This window comes from Sediminimonas sp. (assembly GCF_024637375.1).
Taxonomy (GTDB): Bacteria; Pseudomonadota; Alphaproteobacteria; order Rhodobacterales; family Rhodobacteraceae; genus Sediminimonas.
In genome coordinates this window covers 34,132-53,815 of sequence record NZ_JAGXFK010000029.1, presented here as the reverse complement: position 1 = coordinate 53,815, position 19,684 = coordinate 34,132, and the positions used below count along the sequence as shown (strand labels likewise).

Below are 19,684 nucleotides of genomic sequence, written 5' to 3'. Positions count from 1 at the left end.
CTGCATGAGCCTGGAACAGATCATCGTGCTGATCCTCCTGGGCGTCGTTTTCGTCAGCTTCTTCCGGGAAATTTACCCGCCCGAAGTGACGGCGATGGGCGCCTCGGCGTTTCTTCTGGCCAGCGGCATCATCGAAACGGAGGCGTTTCTCGGGGTCTTCGCCTCGCCCGCGCCGATCACCATCGCGATGATGTTCATCATCTCATCGGCGCTGGAGCGCACCGGGGTTCTGCAGATACTGGGCGAGTTCCTGCGCCGGCGCGCGCGCGGCTCGTACCTGCGCACGATGCTGATGATGATGTTCGGCGCCATGCTGGCCTCGGCCTTCATGAACAACACGCCGGTGGTCATCCTGATGACGCCGGTGATGATCTCGCTGGCCTCGGGCGTCGGGGTGGCGCCGTCCAAGCTTCTGATCCCGCTGTCGTTTTCTGCCATCTTCGGCGGTGCGCTGACGCTGGTGGGTACGTCGACCAACATCCTGATGAGCGGCGTCGCGATCGAGGCCGACCTGGCCCCGATCACCATGTTCGAGATGACGCTGCCGGGGCTGGTCTTTGCCACGGTGGGGATGCTCTACATGGTCTTCGCGGGGCGCTTCCTGTTGCCCGAACGCAGTTCGATGTCCACCCTTCTGGGCCAGGGCGGCAAGCGGCAGTTCATGGCCCGGCTGCTGATTCCGGCGGGGTCAAAATATGTTGGCCAGCCCCTCAGCGACCTGCCTTTCGGGTCCGGCAAGGCGCGGGTCCTCGACGTGATCCGGGGTGAAACGTCGCTCCGCCGGGAGCTGCGCGAACTGGTGCTGCGCGCCGGCGACCGGGTGGTGATCAAGACCAACACCGGCGAGATCCTGGGGCTGAAGGAAAACGGGCAGGTGGAGTTCCGCGACGTTTCGGGCCAGGGGTTCGAGCCGGTGGCCGCCGACCAGACGGTGCTGATGGAGGCCAGCGTCGGCCCCAATTCGCACCTGCGCGGCCGGGCGCTGGGCGATCTGCGGCTCAGGCGCAAGTACGGCATCTACGTGATGGCGGTGCACCGCAACGACCGCAACATTTCCGACCGAATCGACGATGTCAGCCTGCAATTCGCGGACACGTTGTTGCTGGAAGGGCCGGCCGAGGGCATCCGGCGGCTGATGGAGGACGGCGGCGTCATCAACCTGTCGGCGCCCACCGAACGCCCGGTGCGGCGCGAAAAGGCGCCGATCGCCATCGCCACCATCCTGGGCGTGATGGCGCTGGCGGCGCTGGGGATATTGCCGATAGCCGGGCTGGCGGTGATCGGGGCCGTGGTGGTGATGTTGACGCGCTGCGTGGATCCCGAAGAGGCATTCGACGCCATCGACTGGCACATCCTGTTCTTGATTTTCGGAATGCTGGGGCTCAGCATCGGGTTGGACGTGACCGGCACCGCCGCGCTGATCGTCGACACGATGGTGGGCGTCGTCGGCGGGTTGGGGCCGCTGGCGGTGCTGGCGGCGGTCTACATCCTGACCAGCGCGATGACCGAGATGGTCAGCAACAACGCGGTGGCGGTGCTGATCGGGCCGATCGCCGTGGCACTGGCCATCGAGCTGGGCTTTGATCCGCGCCCCTTCCTGATGGCGGTGATGTTCGCGGCAAGCTTCAGCTTCGCCACCCCCATCGGCTACCAGACCAACACCTTCGTCTACAGCGCCGGCGGCTACAAGTTCCGCGATTTCATCAAGGTGGGCCTGCCGCTGAACCTGATCTTCGTCGTGGTGGCGGTGCTGGTGATCCCGCTGTTCTTTCCGTTCTGATCTGACCGTGTCACGATCCGGCGCCATCGCCGACCCAGCGTGTCTTGGCACCTGGCTGGTCAGCCTGCGGCGGCTCTGCGATTGCGCCACCAACGCGACACACCGGTGCGCCATTGACGCCGTCACCCCGACCAGTACCCTTCCCGCGACCGTACCGCACGGGGTTGTCAGGCAGGAGGCACCGCAGACATGACCGAGGATTCCGCGACCCCGCAGATGGACATTGGGCGCCAGCGCTTCAAGCTGCGTGTCTGGATCACCTCGCGGCTATGGGCGCAGGTGATGGCGGGGATGGTTCTGGGGTTCGGGCTGGGGCTGCTGATGGGCGAGGGCGCGGGGCTTGTCGCGCCCGGCACCGCCGATTCCATCGGGATGTGGCTGGCGCTGCCGGGGCGTATATTCCTGGCGCTGATCGCGATGGTGCTGGTGCCGCTGATCTTTTCCTCGATCGTGGGCGGGCTCAACGGAGCCGGCTCGGGGGCGGAACTGCGCGCTGTCGGCCTGCGGCTGGCCGCTTTCATCGTGCTGACCAGCACCGTCGCGGCGGCGATCGGGGTGATGCTGGCGCAATGGTTGCGGCCCGGCGCGGCGTTGGCGGGCAGCGGCCTTGCCCCGCCACCCGTGCCTGCAACGCCCGGCGGCGCCGATGCCGACGCCGCAGCCGCCCCGGCCGCGCCGGCGCGGCTGCCCGATCTCATCGCCGACATCCTGCCGACCAATCCCACCGCCTCGATCGTGCAGGGCGACATGCTGGCGGTGGTGGTTCTGGCGTTGTTGGTGGGGCTTTCGGTGGCGCAGGTAGAGCCGACACGCGCGCAGCCCTTCCTGGCGCTGATGGACGCGCTGCTGTCGATCTCGATGAATATCGTCAAGTGGGCGATGTTCCTTGCCCCGTTCGCGGTGTTCGGGCTGATGGCGCAACTGGTGATGCGGCTGGGGCTGGATACGATAATCGGGGTGTCCGGCTATGTCGGCACCGTGCTTCTGGGCCTGGGGCTGCTGATGCTGCTTTACCTGGCGATCCTGGCCGTGATCGGCCGGATCGGGCCGGTGGAATTCATGCAAAAGGCGGGGGGCAACCTGTTGCTGGCCTTTTCCACGTCGAGTTCCTCGGCAGTGATGCCGGTGACCATCCAGACCGCGCGGCAGCTTTCGGTGCCGTCCAGCATCGCCAACCTGGTGGTGCCGCTGGGCGCGACGATGAACATGGCCGGCACGGCACTTTATCAGGCGGTGGCGATCCTGTTTCTGGCCCAACTGGCGGGGGTGGAACTGAGCTTTACCCAGATCGCGGTGGTCACCGGCACGCTGGTCGTCTCAAGCATCGGCGCGCCGGGCACGCCGGGCGTTTCGATCGCGATCCTGATCAACGTGGCCGGTGGCATGGGCATTCCCGTCGAGGGCATGGTGATCATCCTCGGGGTCGATCGCCTGCTCGATATGTGCCGCACCGCCGTCAACGTCACCGGTGATCTGGTCGCCGCAACGCTGCTGCGCGGCCAGGGGGCCGACGGCCAGCCCGGCCAGGGCGACTGAAAGGGCGTGTCGCGCGCCGGAGGCAGCATAGGGGCGGCACGACCGACCCATCCCGCCATGCCGGATGCCTGGCGGGCGCACCACCATCGCACGATGGCGCGCCCGTTCCCTTCCCGCGCTGGGTGCGCTCAGGAGGGCTTGACCTCGATGTGGCGCACCTTGGCCTGCGCCTCGGGCGTTTGCGGCAGGCGGATCGTCAGCACGCCGCCCTTGAAGTGCGCCTCGGCCTTCTCGCCGTCCACGCCCGGCGGCAGCGGAATGGCCCGGTAGATGGCGCCGTAGCTGCGCTCGGACAGGTAGTAGCCCTTCTTGTCTTCCTGGCGTTCGACCTTCTTTTCGCCCTTCACCGTCAGCATGTCGTCGCTCACCGAGACCTCGATGTCGTCCATCTCCATGCCCGGCAGTTCGACCGAAATCTCGATGGCATCGTCGGTCTGCACCACGTCCGACTTCGCGTCGGACTGGCCCCAGGGCCAGTCGACATCGCCCAGCCCCTTGCCGAACCGGTTCCAGAAGCTTTCGAACGCCTGGTTCATTTCGCGCTGAAGCGTGGCGACGGGGTGGTCGTCGGGCTTGGTGGTTTCGGGCGCGTCATCCTTGTGCGCCCAGGGGATCAGATCCTTGATCTTCATGGTTTCTCTCCTTTTTTCAGCTTGCCTTGACCTTGATCTTCTGCGGTTGCGCCGCCTCGGCGCGCGGCATGTGCAAGGTCAGCACGCCGCTTTTCATTTCCGCCTCGATCTTTTCGCTGTCGAAATCCTCCGACAGGGTGAAGGCGCGCTCGAAGTCGCCCGGCGCGTATTCCGCGTGGACCGGTTGCAGGTTCTCGGGATCGACCGCGCCCGAGCGGCCGCGGATCGTGAGCACGCGGTTTTCCAGCGTCACGTCCACGTCGTCGGCGGCCACGCCCGGCATCTCGATCGCCAGGGTCACGCCGTCGGGCGTCTCGGCAATATCGGTCAGCGGTCGCAACAGCGGGCGGTTGCGGGTGGCCTCGGCCGTCTCGGTGGTCTCGGTCGGGGCCTGTTCGGGCCTTTTGGTGACTTTCTTTGTCATGGGTGTCCTCCTTTTCCGGGGCGCTCAGGCGGCCTTGATTTCGATGCGGCGCGGCTTGTCCGCGTCGGGGCGGCCCACGGCGACGCGCAGCACGCCGTCGGCAAAGCGCGCCTCGACCTTTTCGGGATCGACGCGGAAGGGCAGGCGCACGGCGCGGGTGAACTTGCCGAAAGCGCGTTCGCGGCGGTGCCAGTTGGCGCCCTCGAACAGGTCCGGCGCGTGCCGTTCGCCCGACAGCGTCAGCACGTCGTCCTTGACCGAGATGTCGATATCGCCGGGGTCGACCCCGGGCAGTTCGGCGCTGATTGCCGCCGCCTCGTCGCTTTGCCAGATATTGATCGGGGGAAACGCCTGTCCGTGGCCAGGCCGCCCCCGGTCGAGATCGTCGGTCAGGCGACGCATCAGCGAAAACGGATCGGCACGGTACAGATTGGTTGGATAAAGCATGGTGACCTCCTTTGCGTGACAGCCCGCCACGGGGCACACGAAGGACGGTCGGGCGCCGCTAGCGGCACACCCCTGCTCTGATCATGCGACGGCACCGTTGCAGCCCCGCATCACGGCGACTTCTCCGGTGGCCTGCCAGACCTGGCCAGACCCGTCTTTCGCGAACCCCGTTCGGGCGTTCACAACCGATAAAGGATTGCCGGGCGTTGTTTTCAAGAGCCACGGCGCCGTTTGCGCGCCGCTTGCGACCGTATGGCGCGCTCGGTCTCGGCACGGCTGACAACCATGGGCGAGGGCCGTACACGATTGCGTGCGCGCGCATGGCGCGTGCTCCGTGCGGCGGCTATGATAGCCCCTGTTGCCCGTTCCGCACCGGAGGTGCCCGGATGGACATGCACGATTTCGCACTTGCCCGCGCCGGCCGCGCCGCGGCGTTGGCGCTGGGCCTGTGGCTGAGCGCGTCGGCCGCCCTGGCCGGCGGCGATCGGGTCTGTGTCGAGAACCGCGACGACACCGCGCGTGTCTTCACCGTCGAGGTTGGCACCACGCGGCGTGGCCCGATCCGGCTGGACCCCGGCGCGCAGCTTTGCGCCCTGCGCGCCGCCCCCGGCGCCCGCGCGGTGGTTTCGGCCTATCCCGCGCCCGACGTGCTGGAGGGCTGCTCGCGGCTAGTCAGCGGAACGCAGGGCGACGCGCTGCTGCGCTATGCCGAGTTCGACCGTTGCCTGTGGGCCTCGCACGAACAGCCCGCCAAGGGCGACTGACCCGACGTGCAGCGTGCGACCGCGCGGTCACACGGCAGCGGTGCTGACATCGGCCTGCGCGATGGACACCGATTTGACGATGGCGTGCAGGTCCGTGCCCGGGCGCAGCGCCAGCGCCTCGGCCGAGCGCCGGGTGATCCGCGCCAACAGGTCATCCTCGCCCACCCGAAGCTTGACGATGACGCCCGGCCCGGCGCCCTGGTGAACCCCGGTGACAATGCCGGGCAGGATGTTGAGCGCCGACAGCCCTTCGGGCCGTGCCCGCGACAGGATCACCTCGTGCGCCGGGATGCGCAGCCTGAGCGCCGTGCCGGGTGCCGCCGCAATCTGCGGCAACAACAGACGCCCGCCCGATACCGCCAGTTCGGTCAGCCCGTCGTCGTGGTGGCGCAGCACCCGCGCCGGCATCAGCGCGCCCATCTCGCGCACCCCGACCGCGCTCGCAGTGTCCGGATCGGCAAGCACCTCGGCGACCGGGCCGGCGCGCACCAGCCGCCCGTCTTTCATCATCACGACGTGATCGGCCAGCCGCGCCACCTCTGACAGGTCGTGGCTGACATGGATGATCGGAATGCCCGCGCTGTCGCGCAGCCGTTCGATCAGCGGCAGGATTGCGGCCTTGCGTCCCGCGTCGAGCGCGGCAAGCGGCTCGTCCATCAGCAACAGGCGCGGCGCCCCCATCAGGGCGCGCGCGATGGCCACGCGCTGGCGTTGCCCCCCCGACAGGGTTGTGGTGCGCCGCTCCAGCAGGTCGTGCAATTCCAGCGCCGCGATGATGCCGGCCTCGTCGGGCCGGGCCCCGGCGCGCCGCGCGCGGCGGGCGGCGTAGCGCAGGTTGCCCGCGACGCGGAGATGCGCGAACAGCCGCGCGTCCTGGAACACGTAACCCACGCCGCGCATGTGCGGCGGGGTGGGGCGGCCGGCGCCCTGCCACGTCTCGCCGTCGAAACGCACATCGCCGCGCGCACCACGCTCAAGCCCTGCGATCACGCGCAGAAGCGTGGACTTGCCGCAGCCCGAGGGGCCGAACACCGCCGTCAACCCGCGGGCGGGAAAGTCGTGCGACAGCGCCAGCGCGAAGCCGGGATAATCGAGCGCGATATCCACCGACAGCCCCGCCATTCGCTCAGCCCCCGACATGGATGGGGAAGCGCCGGTTCGCGGCATAGACCGCCAGCAGCACGACGAAGGAAAACACCAGCAGGATCGCCGACAGCGTATGTGCCTGGGCGTAGTTCAGCGTCTCGACATGTTCGTAGATCGCGATCGAGATCACCTGCGTGCGGCCGGGGATGTTGCCGCCCACCATCAGCACCACGCCGAATTCGCCGATGGTGTGGGCAAAGCTCAGCACCGTTGCGGTCAGGTAGGCGCGCAGGGCCAGCGGCGAAGCGACGGTGAAAAATCGGTCCAACGGCCCGGCGCGCAGCAGTGCCGCCGCTTCCAGCGGCGCGCGGCCCACGGACTCGAACCCCGCTTGCAGCGGCTGCACGGCGAAGGGCAGCGAATAAAGCACCGAGGCCACCACCAGCCCCGAGAACGAAAACGTCAGCGTCGTGCCGGTGACATCGCGCCACAGCCCGCCGACCGGGGATTGCGGGCTCAGCACCACCAGCAGGTAGAACCCCAGGACGGTGGGCGGCAGCACCAGCGGCAGCGCGGTAAGCGCCTCGACCACCGGTTTGGCGCGGCTGCGGGTATGGGCCAGCCACCACGCCAGCGGCGTGCCCACGACCAGCAGGATCATCGTTGCCCACCCCGCAAGCCGCAGGCTGAGCCACAGCGGGCCGAGGTCGGGCAGGGCTGTCATCCGTCCTCCCCGGTGCCGTAGCCGAAGCGCGCGATCACCGCGCGGCCCTCCGCGCCTTTCAGGTAGTCGAGAAAGGCGCGCGCCGCGGCGTTGTCGGCGCCGTGGGCCAACAGTACCGCGTCCTGCCGGATCGGGTCGTGATAGGTTGCAGGCACGGCCCATGCGCTGCCCGCCGCATGGTTGCGCGGCGAGGCCACGTAAGACCCCGCCACCAGCCCGAGCGCAGCGTTGCCTGTGGCCACCATCGAGAACGCCTGGCCGATGTTCTGGCCCATCACGATCTTGTCGCGCAGGGGCGTGCGCAGACCCATGTGCTCAAGCGTCTGCCGCGCCGCCAGCCCGTAGGGCGCCAGGTCGGGGTTGGCGATTGCCAGGTGGTCGAAATCGCCCGCCGCAAGGGTGGCCGCGCCGTCCGGGCCGATCATGGCCGCGCCCGGGCTCCATAGCACCAGCCGTCCTTTGGCATAGGTAAAGCGCGATCCGGCCACGGCGTGGCCCTCGGCCTCCAGCCGGCGCGGGCGCGCCTGGTCGGCGGCGAGCAGCGCATCGAAAGGCGCGCCCTTGGTGATCTGGGCATAGAGCTTGCCGGTCGAGCCGGCGGCCAGCGTCACCTCGTGGTTGGTGGCGGCGGCGAAATCCTCGGCGATGACCTCGGCGGCCTCGGCGAAATTGGCCGCGACCGCGATCAGCGCGCTGGCGGCCCGTGCCGGGGCGGGCAGGGCCAGCGCCGCGGCGAGCGCCAGCACGGTGCAAATGCGCACCACGAAGGTGGCGTGTCCGCGTGGGGGCAGGGGCATGGCGCCTCCGATATGTTTGGACAGAAATATCGAGACGACGATTGCGAGGCGCGCTGCAGGAGTCAAGCAATATTGCCGTCTGGACATATCGGCCCGCGCCGCTCAGTCGATGATCTCGGTCGCGCCCACGCCCCAGAACCCAGATTTCGGTGCCCAGCCCGCGTAACCGCCGACCGAAAGTTCGCACCAGTCGGTCATGCAGCTTTCCACATACGCAATCACGCCCAGCTCCAGCCGCGCCATTTCCGTGGCCGCAGGCTTGGGACTGTTCGTCAACGCCAGCATGTCGCGCGTCACGACCACCGTCCGGTTTCCCGACAGCAGGGCATAATGCACCCATCCGCCGGCACCGTCGCGGTCGCGCACGCGGCGCCAGTTGCCATACTCGGCGGTGATCTCGACAGGGATGCCCCGGCGCTTGAAAACCCAGTCGATCCGATGCGTCAGTGACGGCCCGCGGCGCACGTTGGCCTTGGACGCCTTGACCGACGCAAAGCGCGGCAATGGCAAATTGGTGACCGGTCCGCGCTCTTGCGCCGCGGCGCCCGTCGCCAGTGCAAGGGCCAACAGAACCGTCAGCGCAAACCGTTTCCTGCGCGATATCATGGCAATGGCCCGTGTGCGTGTATCGAAAACTACCCGCGGGTTCTTGTGCGCCCGCTTATGGTGCGCCACTGTGACACCGCGGCGGCGATTTGAAAAGCACGAAGGGAGGGCAGTCATGCCAACGGGACGTTTGAGTGTTGTCGTGACGAGACGCTTGCCGGAGGCGGTCGAAACGCGGATGAAAGAGCTGTTCGACGTGAAACTGCGTGACGACGACACCCCCATGACCCGCGCCGAGCTGACCGAGGCGGTGCAGCAGGCCGATGTCCTGGTGCCCACGCTGAGCGACGACATCGGCGCCGGGCTGATCGCGCAGGCGGGCGAGCGACTGAAACTGATCGCCAATTACGGCGCCGGCGTCGATCATATCGACGTGGCGACCGCCCGCCAGCGCGGCATCCTGGTTTCCAACACCCCCGGCGTGCTGACCGACGACACCGCCGACATGACCATGGCGCTGATTCTCGCGGTGACGCGCCGCATCCCCGAGGGCCTGGCGATGATGCAGTCCGACGACTGGCCGGGCTGGTCGCCCACGGCGCTGCTGGGCGGGCGCGTCGGCGGGCGGCGTCTGGGCATCCTTGGCATGGGCCGGATCGGCCAGGCGGTGGCACGCCGCGCCCGCGCCTTCGGCATGCAGATCCACTACCACAACCGCACCCGGCTGCGCGACGAGATCGAGGACGAGCTGGAGGCGACCTACTGGGAAAGTCTCGACCAGATGGTCGCGCGGATGGACGTGGTCTCGGTCAATTGCCCGCACACGCCTTCGACCTTCCACCTGCTCAACGCGCGGCGGCTCAAGCTGATGAAACCCGAGGCGGTGCTGGTCAACACCTCGCGCGGCGAGGTGATCGACGAGAACGCCCTCACCCGGATGCTGCGCGCCGGCGAGATCGCCGGTGCCGGGCTCGATGTTTATGAGCGCGGCCGCAGCATCAACCCGCGCCTGCGCGAACTCAAGAACGTGGTTCTGCTGCCGCACATGGGCTCGGCCACGCGCGAGGGCCGCCTGGAAATGGGCGAGAAGGTGATCATCAACATCAAGACCTATCAGGACGGCCACCGCCCGCCCGACCAGGTGCTGCCGTCGATGTTGTAACAGGGCAGCACGGTCTTCATCTTTCCCCAAGTACTCCGGGGGTGAATTGGCCGCAGGCCAAGAGGGGGCAGCGCCCCCTTTGCCGTCCCCGGCCCGGGCAGCGCACACTTGCCGTATGGCCCCTTGCCCGTGCACAGTGACCCCCGGATGCATTGACCGGGGAGGCCAGGATGACATGTGGTGGATGGATTGGCGCCGTGCTCGCGGCGCTGGTGTCACTGACCGGCATCCCCGTGGCGGCGCAACAGGCCGCGGATGCGCACAGCCCCGAGGCCGGCGGCGCCGGTGCGCTTGCGATATCGCCCGGGGTGGCCGCGGCACTCGATGCCAAGGCCGACGGCCGCCCGGTGGCGGCGCGCGACTGGATGCTGTCGGTCGCCAATCCCCACGCCGCACGCGCCGGGGCGCGGGTGCTGTCCAGCGGTGGCACCGCCGCCGACGCCATGGTCGCGGTACAGGCCATGCTGGGGCTGGTGGAGCCGCAAAGCTCGGGGCTGGGCGGCGGCGCCTTCCTGCTGTGGTACGACGCGCAGAGCGGCACGCTGAGCACGCTCGACGGGCGCGAAACCGCGCCGATGGCGGCCACGCCGCGACTGTTTCTGGGTACCGATGGCACGCCGCTGGGGTTCTTCGAGGCGGTTGTCGGCGGGCTCTCGGTGGGCACGCCCGGCGTTCCGGCGCTGATGCAGGCGGCGCATGACCGCTGGGGCCGTCTGCCCTGGGCGGGGCTTTTCGCGGATGCCGCCGATCTGGCCGAACGGGGCTTCGTCGTCTCGCCGCGCCTTGCCGGGCTGGTGGCCCGCGACACCGACCGCCTGTCGGTGCATCCCGAAACGGCGGCCTATTTCCTGCCCGGCGGCGCGCCTCTTGCGGCGGGCGACAGGTTGCGCAACCCGGCTTATGCGCGGCTGTTGCGCGTGGTCGCGCGGCAGGGCGCGGGCGCCGTCTATTCCGGCCCGGTGGCGGGTGACATCGTTGCCGCGGTGCGCGGCGCCGCGCGGCCGGGGTTGTTGAGCCGCCGCGACCTGGAAATCTACAAGGTGAAGCAGCGCGCGCCGGTCTGCGCGCCCTATCGCGGGCATCGCGTGTGCGGCATGGGGCCGCCGTCTTCGGGCGGGCTGACCGTGGCGCAGACCTTGCGCCTGCTGGAGGGGTACGACCTGGCCGCGATGGGGCCGCGCAGCCCCCGCGCCTGGCGACTGATCGGCGATGCCAGCCGCCTGGCCTTTGCCGACCGGGGCCTTTACATGGCCGACAGCGATTTCGTACCGGTCCCGGTCAAGGGGCTGCTGGCGCCCGATTACATAGCGCGCCGGGCGCGTTTGCTGACGGGGGAGGTGGCGCTGGCAGAGGTGGCCCCGGGCCGACCTGCCTTCGACCATGCGGGTCGTCGCGGGCCGGGCGAGACGCTGACGCAGCCGGCGACCTCGCATATCTCGATCGTCGACAGCTACGGCAACGCCCTTTCGATGACGTCGAGCATCGAGAATGCCTTTGGCAGCCGGGTGATGGTGCGGGGGATGTTGCTCAATAACCAGCTTACCGATTTCTCGTTCCGCAGCCACCGCGACGGGCGGCCGATCGCTAACGCGGTGGCGCCGGGCAAGCGGCCGCGCTCGTCGATGGCGCCCACCATCGTGCTGCGCGACGGCGCGCCGGTGCTGGTGCTGGGCAGCCCCGGCGGCAGCCGTATCATCGGCTACGTGGCGCAGGCGCTGATTGCCCATCTCGACTGGGGCATGAACGTGCAGCAAGCCGCCGCGATGGGCCATCTCGTCAACCGCTTCGGCGCATTCGATGTCGAACGCGGCACCGGGGCCGAGGCGCTGTCCGGCGCGCTGACCGATCTGGGCTACGAGGTGGCCCGGCGGGCGATGACCTCGGGGCTGCACATGGTGGCAATCACCCCCGAGGGCCTGCGTGGCGGCGCCGACCCGCGCCGCGAGGGCGTGGCCCTGGGCGAGTGAGCACGGCGAATACGGGCAATATGTTGTGGATAACCCGCTGCCGATACCCATATGAGGGGGCGATCGGTTGACAGGAGCATGGTCGCGGCGTCACCCTGTCGCTCAGGGCGGAATCGACCGCCGACCATGGCAGGGACGTGGATATTGCAGTTTTCGAAACTCAGGCTGACCGGCTTCAAAAGCTTCGTCGACCCGACCGACCTGCTGATCCGCGACGGGTTGACGGGCGTGGTGGGGCCCAATGGCTGCGGCAAGTCCAACCTGCTGGAGGCATTGCGCTGGGTGATGGGCGAAAACCGCCCCACCGCCATGCGCGGCGGTGGCATGGAGGACGTGATATTCGCCGGCGCCGCCAGCCGCCCGGCGCGCAACTTCGCCGAGGTCAGCCTGCACCTCGACAATTCCGACCGGATGGCGCCGGCGGGGTTCAACGATTCCGACACGCTCGAAATCACCCGCCGGATCACCCGCGACGTGGGATCGGCCTACAAGGTGGGCGGCAAGGACGTGCGTGCGCGCGACGTGCAGATGCTGTTCGCCGACGCCTCGACCGGCGCGCATTCGCCGGCGCTGGTCCGGCAGGGGCAGATCGCCGAGCTGATCAACGCCAAGCCCAAGTCGCGCCGCCGGGTTCTGGAAGAGGCCGCCGGCATCTCGGGCCTCTATCAGCGCCGCCACGAGGCGGAACTGAAGCTCAACAGCACCGAGGCCAATCTCGCCCGCGTCGACGACGTGGTCGAACAACTGGCCGGCCAGCTTGCGCAACTCGAACGCCAGGCCCGGCAGGCGGCGCGCTACCGCGCCATCGGCGAAGAGTTGCGCCGCGCCGAGGGCATGCTGCTCTACCGCCGCTGGCAGGAGGCCGAGACCGCGCGTGCCGAGGCCGCCGAGGCCCTGCGCCAGCGCAGCCTTGCAGCCGGCGAGGCCGAACGCGCCGCCCGCGCCGCCGCCCGCGCCCGGACCGAGGCGGAGGAGGCGCTACCGCCCCTGCGCGAGGAAGATGCCGTCGCCGCGGCGATCGTCCAGCGCCTGCAGGTGCAGCGCGACACGCTGACCGACCAGGAAACCCGCGCCCGCGAGGCGATCCGGACGCTGGAGGCGCGGGTCGAGCAACTGGGCCACGACATCGCCCGCGAGAATGCGCTCAACCACGATGCAGGCGACAGCGTCGAGCAGTTGGAATGGGAGGCGCGCGAGCTTGAAAAGGCCGGTGAGGGCCACGACGACCGGCTGGCCGCGGCCGCCGAGGCGGCAGCCGAGGCCGCCCGCCTGCTGGAGACGCGAGAGGCCGAACTGTCGCAACTGACCGAGGACGTCGCCCGCCTGGCGGCGCGCCACCAGTCCGCCACCCGCCTGCTGGAAGACAGCCGCAAGACCCTGGCCCGCAGCGAGGCCGAGGCCGAAAAGGCCCGCGCCGCGATGGAGGACGCGCGCGGTACCCTTGCGGCGTCCGAGCAGGCCCGCCAGGCCGCCGAGGCCGAGCAGGCGGCGGCCCAGGCCGATGCGCAGGCCGCCGACGCCGCCCTGACCGAGGCCGAGACCGCCCGCGCCGAGACCCAGGCGCGCGAGGCCGACGTGCGCGCCGAACGGTCCGCGGCTGAGGGCGAGTTGAACGCGCTGGGCGCCGAGGCGGCGGCACTGTCGAAGCTGCTGGAACGCGACACCGCCGAGGGCGGGCAGGTGGTGGACCGGTTGCAGGTCGAACAGGGGTTCGAAAAGGCGCTGGGCGCGGCGCTGGCCGACGATCTGCGCGCCCCCGAGGTGGCCGAGGACGGCCCGTCGGGGTGGACGGTGCTGCCGCCTTATGATGCGCCCGCGCCGCTGCCCGCCGGGGTAACGGCGCTCAGCAACCATGTCTCGGTGCCCGATGTTCTGGCCCGGCGCATGGGCCAGATCGGGCTGGTTGACCCCGACGAGGGCACGCGCCTGCAATCGCTGTTGCAGCCCGGTCAGCGGCTGGTCAGCGTCGAGGGCGACCTGTGGCGTTGGGACGGCTACCGCGCCTGGGCCGAGGACGGGCCGAGCGCCGCGGCGCTCAGGCTGGAACAGCTCAACCGGCTGGAGGATCTCAAGCAGCAGGTCGCCCGCGCCACCGCCCGCGCCGATGCGGCCCGGCAGGCGCATGACACGCTGAGCGCGGAACTCGACGAACGGGCGCGCGCCGACAAGGCCGCCCGCGAGGCCCGCCGCGCGGCCGATGCGCGCCTGGCGGATGCGGCGCGCGCGCTCAGCCGCGCCGAGGCCGACGCCGACCTGGCCGAATCGCGGCTCGAAAGCCTGGGGCTGGCGGTGACGCGCCACGATGACGAGGCGATGGCCGCGCGCGCGCAGGTCGAAGAGACCGCGGCGGCGCTTGCGGGGCTCGATGATCTCGACGCCATGCGCGCCCGCGTCGAGGACCAGCGCACCACCGTCGAGGCGGCGCGCATAACCATGATGACGCGCCGTTCGCAGCACGAGGAGCTCAAGCGCGAAGGCGACGCGCGCCGTGCACGGGCGCAACAGTTGACCAAGGAGATCAGCGGCTGGCGTCACCGGCTGGAAACCGCCGCGACGCGCGGCGCTGAGTTGGCCGAGCGCAAGGCCCGCGCCGAGGCCGAACTGGCCGAAGCCGGCGCCGCCCCCGACCGCATCGCCGTCGAGCGCGCCGAGCTGGAGGCCGCGATCAGCAAGGCCGAGGCGCGCAGCAGCGCCGCCGCCGATGCGCTGGCCGGGGGCGAAGCCGCGCTGCGCACCGCCGAAGCCACCGAGCGCGACGCAGAACGCGCCGCCAGCGCCGCGCGCGAGGCCCGCGCCGGCGCCGAGGCCCGCGCCGAAGCTGCCGAGGCGGGCCTCGCGCAGGCTGCCGAACGCATCTCCGAGGCCCAGGGCGCGACGCCGCAGACACTGCTTGAAAGCCTCGGGAGCGTCCCCGCCGACATGCCGGACGCCGAGGCGATCGAGGCCGACGTCGCCCGTCTGCACCGGCAGCGCGATGCGCTCGGTTCGGTCAACCTGCGCGCCGAGGAGGACGCCCGCGAGGTCCAGCAAGAGCACGACGCGCTGGCAACCGAAAAGGCTGACCTGCAAGAGGCGGTCAAGGCGCTGCGCAGCGGCATCGCCGGCCTCAACCGCGAGGGGCGCGAGCGCCTGCTGACCGCGTTCGAGCAGGTCAACAGCAACTTCGCGCTGCTGTTCGCGCACCTCTTCGGCGGTGGCGAGGCCAAGCTGGTGCTGGTCGAAAGCGACGACCCGCTGGAGGCGGGGCTGGAGATCATGTGCCAGCCGCCGGGCAAGAAGCTGTCGACGCTGTCGCTGCTGTCGGGCGGCGAGCAGACGCTGACCGCGCTGGCGCTGATCTTCGCGGTGTTCCTGGCCAACCCGGCGCCGATCTGCGTGCTCGACGAGGTCGATGCGCCGCTCGACGACGCCAACGTGACGCGGTTCTGCGACATGCTCGACGAGATGTGCCGCCGCACCGAGACGCGGTTCCTGATCATCACCCACCACGCGGTGACGATGGCGCGCATGGACCGGTTGTTCGGGGTGACGATGGCCGAACACGGGGTCAGCCAACTGGTGTCGGTGGACCTGGGCAAGGCCGAGGCGATGGTCGCCTGAGGCAGGCCGGGACGGGGCGCTGTCGACGGGCAGGCCCGGCGCCCCTTCATCTTTCTCCAAGTACTCCGGGGGTGAATTGGCGCAGCGCCAAGAGGGGGCAGCGCCCCCTGCCTGCCCGGCGGACGCGGCCATCGGTCACCGGATCGTGACGCGCCCGCGCTGTGTCAAAATGGCGAGGCATTGAAGGAGGCGACGATGCGCAAGATCACGATGGCCGCGATGGTCCTGGCCCTGCTGCCGGCGATGGCCGCCGGCTGGGAAACCCGCGACGGCGACGTGCCCTTGTCCAAGGCGGCGCTGCGCGACGCGCTGGTGGGGCAGGTTCTGACCTTTTGTGATGACGGCAAGTCGCGGTTCTACGACGACGGGCGCTACAGCTATACCTACGGGCAGGGCGGCATTGCATACGGGCATTATTCGCTCAACGGTGACGGCACCGCCTGTATCGGTTTCGTTGGCGGTTCCAGTCGCTGCGACCTATATGTGCGCAATGGCGACCGGCTGGTTCTTGTCACCGAGGACGGTGATCGCTTTCCCGTGCGGCCCTGAGCGGGCGCGTCACAACCTGTTCAGCAACGCTGGCGTGGGCCATGCGTCGGCGGGCAGGCCAAGGCGCGCCTGTTCGGCCCGTACCGCGGCGCGGGTGCCGGCACCCAGGATGCCGTCCACCCCGCCCACATCGTGCCCGCGCGCCGCCAGCTTGCGCTGCAACTGTTTCATCTGGTCCCGTCCCAGACCCGGATCGGGGTTGCCGGGGTCGAACACCGGCGCGCCCTCAAGACGGGTGGCGAAATAGGCGGCGGTCAGCACGTAGGTAAAGCTCTGGTTCCACTCGAACAGCACGTTGAAGTTGGGATAGCCGAGGAAGGCCGGCCCCTTGTGCCCCTGCGGCAGGATCAGGCTGGCGCGCAGGTCGGGCGCCAGCAGGCGGCCGGAACGCGGACGCACGCCCATCTGTTGCCAGCGCGCGGCGCGCACCGTGGTGTCGATGCCGCTTTGCGACCAGTCCATGCTCGCGGGCACCGTGACCTCTTGCAGCCACGGTTCGCCGCCGCGCCAGCCCAGGCTGCGCAGCATCTGCGCCCCCGACATCAGCGCGTCGGGTGCCGAGGTCTTGAGCGTCACATGCCCGTCGCCGTCGCCGTCCACGCCGTTTTCGATGATGTCCGAGGGCAGCATCTGCACCTGGCCGATCTCGCCGGCCCAGGCGCCGGTGACGCGATCGGGGTCGAAGTCGCCGCGCGCGAACAGCTCCAGCGCGGCAAATATCTGCGGCCGGAACAGGTGCGGGCGCCGGCAATCATGTGCCAGCGTGACCAGCGCATCGCGGGTGTTGGTGTCGCCCTGGAAGCCGCCATAATCGGTCTCGAATGCCCAGAATGCCAGCAGGATGCCGCGTGGCACCCCGAAACGTGCCTCGATCCGGTCGAACAGGCGTTGCATTTGCTGCGCCTTGGCGCGGCCGCGCTGCATCCGGTTGGCCGAGATCAGGCTGCGCGCGAACTCGGTGAACGGCTTTTGGAAAAAGCCTTGCGCACGGTCGGCGCGCAAAACGCTCTGATCCTGTCGGACGGTGGCGAAGAACCGGTTGACGGTAGCGCGGCTGAAACCGCGTGCCTGCGCCTCCTGCTTGAGGTCGTCGACGAAGGCGGCGAAACCGCCGCCGCACGGGGTGCGGGCCAGCGCCGGCGCGGCGGCAAGGCTGAAGACGATGGCGAGCGTGGAGAATATGCGCATGGGGTCCAATGTTCTTTGGCTGTTGCAATCCGGGGCAGGATAGCAGGCTTGACCGTTCAGAAAAGGGCGATCAGCAGCGCAAGCACCAGCGCCGCGCCCCAGGCGCGCCACAGCGCGGCGGCGGCATCCTCGACGTCGCGTGCCATCAGCGGCTTGCGCCCGTCCGCGTTGACCCAAGGGTAGGGCCGCGTGGCGCCGCCATAGCTGCGCGGCCCGGCCAGCGCCACGCCCAGTGCGCGCGCCATCGCGGCCTCGGGCCAGCCGGCATTGGGCGAGCGGTGGCGCCCGGCATCGGCGACGATGGCGCGCCAGTCGCGCCACCCGCCGTGGGCAAGCGCGATCTGCACCGCCGTCAGTCGCGCCGGGATCAGGTTGAGCATGTCGTCCAGCCGCGCCGCCGCCCAGCCGAAACGTGCGTGGCGCGGCGTGCGGTATCCGATCATGCTGTCGGCGGTGTTCACCACCTTGTAGACCAACAGCCCCGGCAGCCCCGCCACCGCGAACCAGAAGGCGGGCGCGATGACGCCGTCGCTGAGGTTTTCGGCCGCCGATTCGATGGCGGCGCGGGCAACCGCGTCGCGGTCCATTCCGGCGGTGTCGCGGCTGACGATCATCGCCACCGCGGCGCGGCCCTGCGCCACCCCATGGCGCAGGCCGCGGGCAACGGCGCCGACATGATCGACCAGCGACCGCTGCGCCAGCAGGATCGCGGCGACCAGCACCTCGGCCACTGGCCCCGCCGCCGCCAGCACGGCGCCGGCCGCCGCGGCGCCCGCGCACAGCGCGGCGATCACCGCAACCCCGCGTGCCCGCCGCGCTTGGCCGGTATTGAACCGCGTGTCGCACCAGCCCACGGCGCGGCCCATCAGAACCGCCGGGTGCGGCAGGCGCGCCCACAGCCAGCGCGGCTCGCCCATGGCTGCATCCAGCAGCAGCGCCAGCACCAGCGTCACAGCGCCGCCTCCAGGTGCGGCCACTGGTCCGGGGCCGGCAGGCCCAGCCGCAGCCAGTGGCGCGAATAGGGGAAGGTACGGCTCCAGATTCGGGCGCGGGCCAGGCGCGCCTGCCAGGCCGGTGCATCCTCGACGTGGTAGAGACGAAACAGCGGCGTGCCGCCCACCACCTGCGCCCCTGCGGATTCCAGCAGCGCATCCAGCCGCGCGGCGTCGGTGGCCAGGCGCAAGCGCGTGGCCCCGGCCCAGGCAGTATCGCGCAGCGCCGCACGCCCCACATGCAGCGCCGGCCCCGATACCGGCCACGGGCCCAGCATTTCCGCAAGCCGGTCGACCAGGTCCGGGTCGCCGATGGCAAAGCCCAGCCGGACCCCCGCCAGGCCCCAGAACTTGCCAAAGCTCTTCAGCACGATGCGTCCCGGTCGCGCGGCGTGCCCGATCAGCGACCGGCCTGGCGCCACGTCGCAGAAGCTTTCGTCGATGATGCACAAAGGCGCGGTGAGCGCATCTGCGCCGGCCCAGGCCCCGCTGGGGTTGTTGGGGTGCACCGTCACCTGCGCATCGGCGCGATCGGCCGCGTCGCCTGCCACCTGCCAGCCCTGCGCGGCGAAGGCGGCGGCGTGCTCGTTATAGGTGGGGCGGGGGATATGCACCGTTGCGGCGCGGCGCAGCGCCGGGATGCGCGCGATCAGCGCCGAGGCCCCCGGCGCCGCCAGAACCGCGGCGCCCGCGGGCACCGCCCAGTGGGCGCGCGCGGCCTCGACCAGTGCGGCTTGCGCGTCGGCGTCGGGCAGGGCTGTCCACGCCTCGGCGGGCAGGTCGCTCACCGGGTAGGGCACCGGGTTGATGCCGGTGGACAGGTCCAGCCAGTCGCCGCGCGCGCCACCGAAATGGCGCACGGCCGCGTCGAGACCGCCGCCATGGTCGCGCGGCGTGCGCGGGTGGATGTCCTGCCGGTCGCTCATGCCCGGCGGAGTTGCGCAAAACGCGCGCCGATGCAAGCATGCTCGCGCGGTCATTAACATTGATTCAGGATATGTTAACCTTTTGTTAGGGATTTGGGGTCAAACCCCTTTGGGGGGGATCCGCGCGGCGCGAGACGGTCGCGCGTCCACGGAGGGTGTATTTTGAAAGTGCTTATTGTTGAATCCGAAACCGACCTTGGCCGCCTGTGGCAACGTCACCTCGAACGACAGGGCGCGCGGGTCACGCTGGTCGGCGACCAGGACAGTGCCATCGAGGTGTTGCGCGCCGAAGAGATCAACGTGATCATCCTGGATCTGGTCATCGCCGAGGGCAGTCCGCTGGCCATCGCCGACTACGCAAGCTATCGCCGCCCCGAGGCGCGCGTGATCTTCGTAACCAATACCACGTTCTTTTCCGATGGCTCGATCTTTCAGCACAGCGCCAATGCCTGCGCCTTCCTGCGCAGCGGCACACCGCCCGAGGACCTGGCGGCGATGGTCGAACATTTCGGCCAACCGCGCCCGGGGGGTGATCGCCCGGCTGGCGGAGAGACCTGAGCGCGC

Annotated in this window: 18 protein-coding genes; 8 read left to right on the top strand and 10 right to left on the bottom strand. The window is 69.8% G+C overall.

Features of this window, described 5'->3' with window-relative positions:
* The first annotated feature begins 4 nt into the window (after positions 1–4).
* Positions 5–1,780 (top strand): SLC13 family permease, encoded by a 1,776-nt coding sequence (locus Q0L89_RS03925; RefSeq protein ID WP_296762700.1) that lies wholly within the window; start codon positions 5–7, stop codon positions 1,778–1,780.
* Between the two features lie 189 nt (positions 1,781–1,969).
* Positions 1,970–3,316 (top strand): dicarboxylate/amino acid:cation symporter, encoded by a 1,347-nt coding sequence (locus Q0L89_RS03920; protein ID WP_296762699.1) that lies wholly within the window; start codon positions 1,970–1,972, stop codon positions 3,314–3,316.
* Between the two features lie 128 nt (positions 3,317–3,444).
* On the opposite strand, the gene Q0L89_RS03915 is transcribed toward Q0L89_RS03920, so the two are convergent.
* The 3 genes from Q0L89_RS03915 to Q0L89_RS03905 are packed head-to-tail and all read right to left on the bottom strand — an operon-like array spanning position 3,445 to position 4,819.
* The gene (locus tag Q0L89_RS03915) at positions 3,445–3,948 is read right to left on the bottom strand and encodes an Hsp20/alpha crystallin family protein (RefSeq protein WP_296762697.1); all 504 of its coding nucleotides are present in this window, start codon (positions 3,946–3,948) and stop codon (positions 3,445–3,447) included.
* Between the two features lie 16 nt (positions 3,949–3,964).
* Entirely contained in the window at positions 3,965–4,372 is a 408-nt protein-coding gene (locus tag Q0L89_RS03910; RefSeq protein WP_296762695.1) for an Hsp20/alpha crystallin family protein, read from the bottom strand.
* A 24-nt stretch (positions 4,373–4,396) separates the two neighbouring features.
* Complete coding sequence (locus tag Q0L89_RS03905; protein WP_296762694.1) at positions 4,397–4,819, bottom strand: Hsp20/alpha crystallin family protein; 423 nt, start codon at positions 4,817–4,819, stop codon at positions 4,397–4,399.
* A gap of 386 nt (positions 4,820–5,205) precedes the next feature.
* Between Q0L89_RS03905 and Q0L89_RS03900 the strand changes: the two genes are divergently transcribed.
* Positions 5,206–5,583, top strand: coding sequence for a hypothetical protein (locus Q0L89_RS03900; RefSeq protein ID WP_296762692.1), 378 nt, complete (start codon positions 5,206–5,208; stop codon positions 5,581–5,583).
* Between the two features lie 27 nt (positions 5,584–5,610).
* Here the strand turns inward: Q0L89_RS03900 and modC are convergent, their stop codons facing one another.
* From modC to Q0L89_RS03880, 4 genes are all read right to left on the bottom strand, one after another.
* Positions 5,611–6,723, bottom strand: coding sequence for a molybdenum ABC transporter ATP-binding protein (gene modC, locus Q0L89_RS03895; RefSeq protein ID WP_296762690.1), 1,113 nt, complete (start codon positions 6,721–6,723; stop codon positions 5,611–5,613).
* A complete protein-coding gene (gene modB / locus Q0L89_RS03890; RefSeq protein WP_296762689.1) occupies positions 6,710–7,393 on the bottom strand; it encodes a molybdate ABC transporter permease subunit in 684 nt (227 codons plus the stop codon). Before modB ends, modC begins: the two co-directional genes overlap by 14 nt.
* Complete coding sequence (gene modA / locus Q0L89_RS03885) at positions 7,390–8,190, bottom strand: molybdate ABC transporter substrate-binding protein (RefSeq protein WP_296762687.1); 801 nt, start codon at positions 8,188–8,190, stop codon at positions 7,390–7,392. The genes modB and modA overlap by 4 nt, the downstream gene beginning before the upstream one ends.
* A 102-nt stretch (positions 8,191–8,292) precedes the next feature.
* Complete coding sequence (locus Q0L89_RS03880) at positions 8,293–8,796, bottom strand: SH3 domain-containing protein (RefSeq protein WP_296762685.1); 504 nt, start codon at positions 8,794–8,796, stop codon at positions 8,293–8,295.
* 115 nt (positions 8,797–8,911) lie between these two features.
* Here Q0L89_RS03880 and Q0L89_RS03875 point away from each other — a divergent pair, with 115 nt between their 5' ends.
* From Q0L89_RS03875 to Q0L89_RS03860, 4 genes are all read left to right on the top strand, one after another.
* A complete protein-coding gene (locus tag Q0L89_RS03875; protein ID WP_296762684.1) occupies positions 8,912–9,898 on the top strand; it encodes a D-glycerate dehydrogenase in 987 nt (328 codons plus the stop codon).
* A gap of 170 nt (positions 9,899–10,068) precedes the next feature.
* On the top strand, positions 10,069–11,865 hold the full coding sequence (gene ggt, locus Q0L89_RS03870) for a gamma-glutamyltransferase (RefSeq protein WP_296762683.1): 1,797 nt from the start codon (positions 10,069–10,071) through the stop codon (positions 11,863–11,865).
* Between the two features lie 144 nt (positions 11,866–12,009).
* Positions 12,010–15,465: a chromosome segregation protein SMC gene (gene smc, locus Q0L89_RS03865; RefSeq protein ID WP_296762682.1), complete on the top strand. Its 3,456-nt coding sequence runs from the start codon at positions 12,010–12,012 to the stop codon at positions 15,463–15,465.
* 195 nt (positions 15,466–15,660) lie between these two features.
* Positions 15,661–16,014 (top strand): hypothetical protein, encoded by a 354-nt coding sequence (locus Q0L89_RS03860; protein ID WP_296762681.1) that lies wholly within the window; start codon positions 15,661–15,663, stop codon positions 16,012–16,014.
* A gap of 9 nt (positions 16,015–16,023) precedes the next feature.
* Here Q0L89_RS03860 and Q0L89_RS03855 read toward each other — a convergent pair whose 3' ends face one another.
* The 3 genes from Q0L89_RS03855 to cobD are packed head-to-tail and all read right to left on the bottom strand — an operon-like array spanning position 16,024 to position 19,120.
* Positions 16,024–17,202: a lytic murein transglycosylase gene (locus Q0L89_RS03855; RefSeq protein WP_296762680.1), complete on the bottom strand. Its 1,179-nt coding sequence runs from the start codon at positions 17,200–17,202 to the stop codon at positions 16,024–16,026.
* 56 nt (positions 17,203–17,258) lie between these two features.
* Entirely contained in the window at positions 17,259–18,155 is an 897-nt protein-coding gene (cbiB, locus tag Q0L89_RS03850) for an adenosylcobinamide-phosphate synthase CbiB (protein ID WP_296762679.1), read from the bottom strand.
* Positions 18,152–19,120, bottom strand: coding sequence for a threonine-phosphate decarboxylase CobD (gene cobD, locus Q0L89_RS03845; protein WP_296762678.1), 969 nt, complete (start codon positions 19,118–19,120; stop codon positions 18,152–18,154). Before cobD ends, cbiB begins: the two co-directional genes overlap by 4 nt.
* Positions 19,121–19,282: 162 nt before the next feature.
* Here cobD and Q0L89_RS03840 point away from each other — a divergent pair, with 162 nt between their 5' ends.
* On the top strand, positions 19,283–19,678 hold the full coding sequence (locus Q0L89_RS03840; RefSeq protein WP_296762677.1) for a response regulator: 396 nt from the start codon (positions 19,283–19,285) through the stop codon (positions 19,676–19,678).
* Positions 19,679–19,684: the final 6 nt, after the last annotated feature.

Excerpts from the sequence above, each read along its gene's own strand:
- modC (WP_296762690.1), bottom strand. The coding sequence starts at position 6,723 with ATGTCGGGGGCTGAGCGAATGGCGGGGCTGTCGGTGGATATCGCGCTC.
- cobD (WP_296762678.1), bottom strand. The coding sequence starts at position 19,120 with ATGAGCGACCGGCAGGACATCCACCCGCGCACGCCGCGCGACCATGGC.
- modA (WP_296762687.1), bottom strand. The coding sequence starts at position 8,190 with ATGCCCCTGCCCCCACGCGGACACGCCACCTTCGTGGTGCGCATTTGC.
- ggt (WP_296762683.1), top strand. The coding sequence starts at position 10,069 with ATGACATGTGGTGGATGGATTGGCGCCGTGCTCGCGGCGCTGGTGTCA.
- Q0L89_RS03875 (WP_296762684.1), top strand. The coding sequence starts at position 8,912 with ATGCCAACGGGACGTTTGAGTGTTGTCGTGACGAGACGCTTGCCGGAG.
- Q0L89_RS03915 (WP_296762697.1), bottom strand. The coding sequence starts at position 3,948 with ATGAAGATCAAGGATCTGATCCCCTGGGCGCACAAGGATGACGCGCCC.
- Q0L89_RS03920 (WP_296762699.1), top strand. The coding sequence starts at position 1,970 with ATGACCGAGGATTCCGCGACCCCGCAGATGGACATTGGGCGCCAGCGC.
- Q0L89_RS03925 (WP_296762700.1), top strand. The coding sequence starts at position 5 with ATGAGCCTGGAACAGATCATCGTGCTGATCCTCCTGGGCGTCGTTTTC.
- Q0L89_RS03900 (WP_296762692.1), top strand. The coding sequence starts at position 5,206 with ATGGACATGCACGATTTCGCACTTGCCCGCGCCGGCCGCGCCGCGGCG.
- Q0L89_RS03910 (WP_296762695.1), bottom strand. The coding sequence starts at position 4,372 with ATGACAAAGAAAGTCACCAAAAGGCCCGAACAGGCCCCGACCGAGACC.
- Q0L89_RS03880 (WP_296762685.1), bottom strand. The coding sequence starts at position 8,796 with ATGATATCGCGCAGGAAACGGTTTGCGCTGACGGTTCTGTTGGCCCTT.
- modB (WP_296762689.1), bottom strand. The coding sequence starts at position 7,393 with ATGACAGCCCTGCCCGACCTCGGCCCGCTGTGGCTCAGCCTGCGGCTT.
- Q0L89_RS03860 (WP_296762681.1), top strand. The coding sequence starts at position 15,661 with ATGCGCAAGATCACGATGGCCGCGATGGTCCTGGCCCTGCTGCCGGCG.
- Q0L89_RS03905 (WP_296762694.1), bottom strand. The coding sequence starts at position 4,819 with ATGCTTTATCCAACCAATCTGTACCGTGCCGATCCGTTTTCGCTGATG.
- Q0L89_RS03855 (WP_296762680.1), bottom strand. The coding sequence starts at position 17,202 with ATGCGCATATTCTCCACGCTCGCCATCGTCTTCAGCCTTGCCGCCGCG.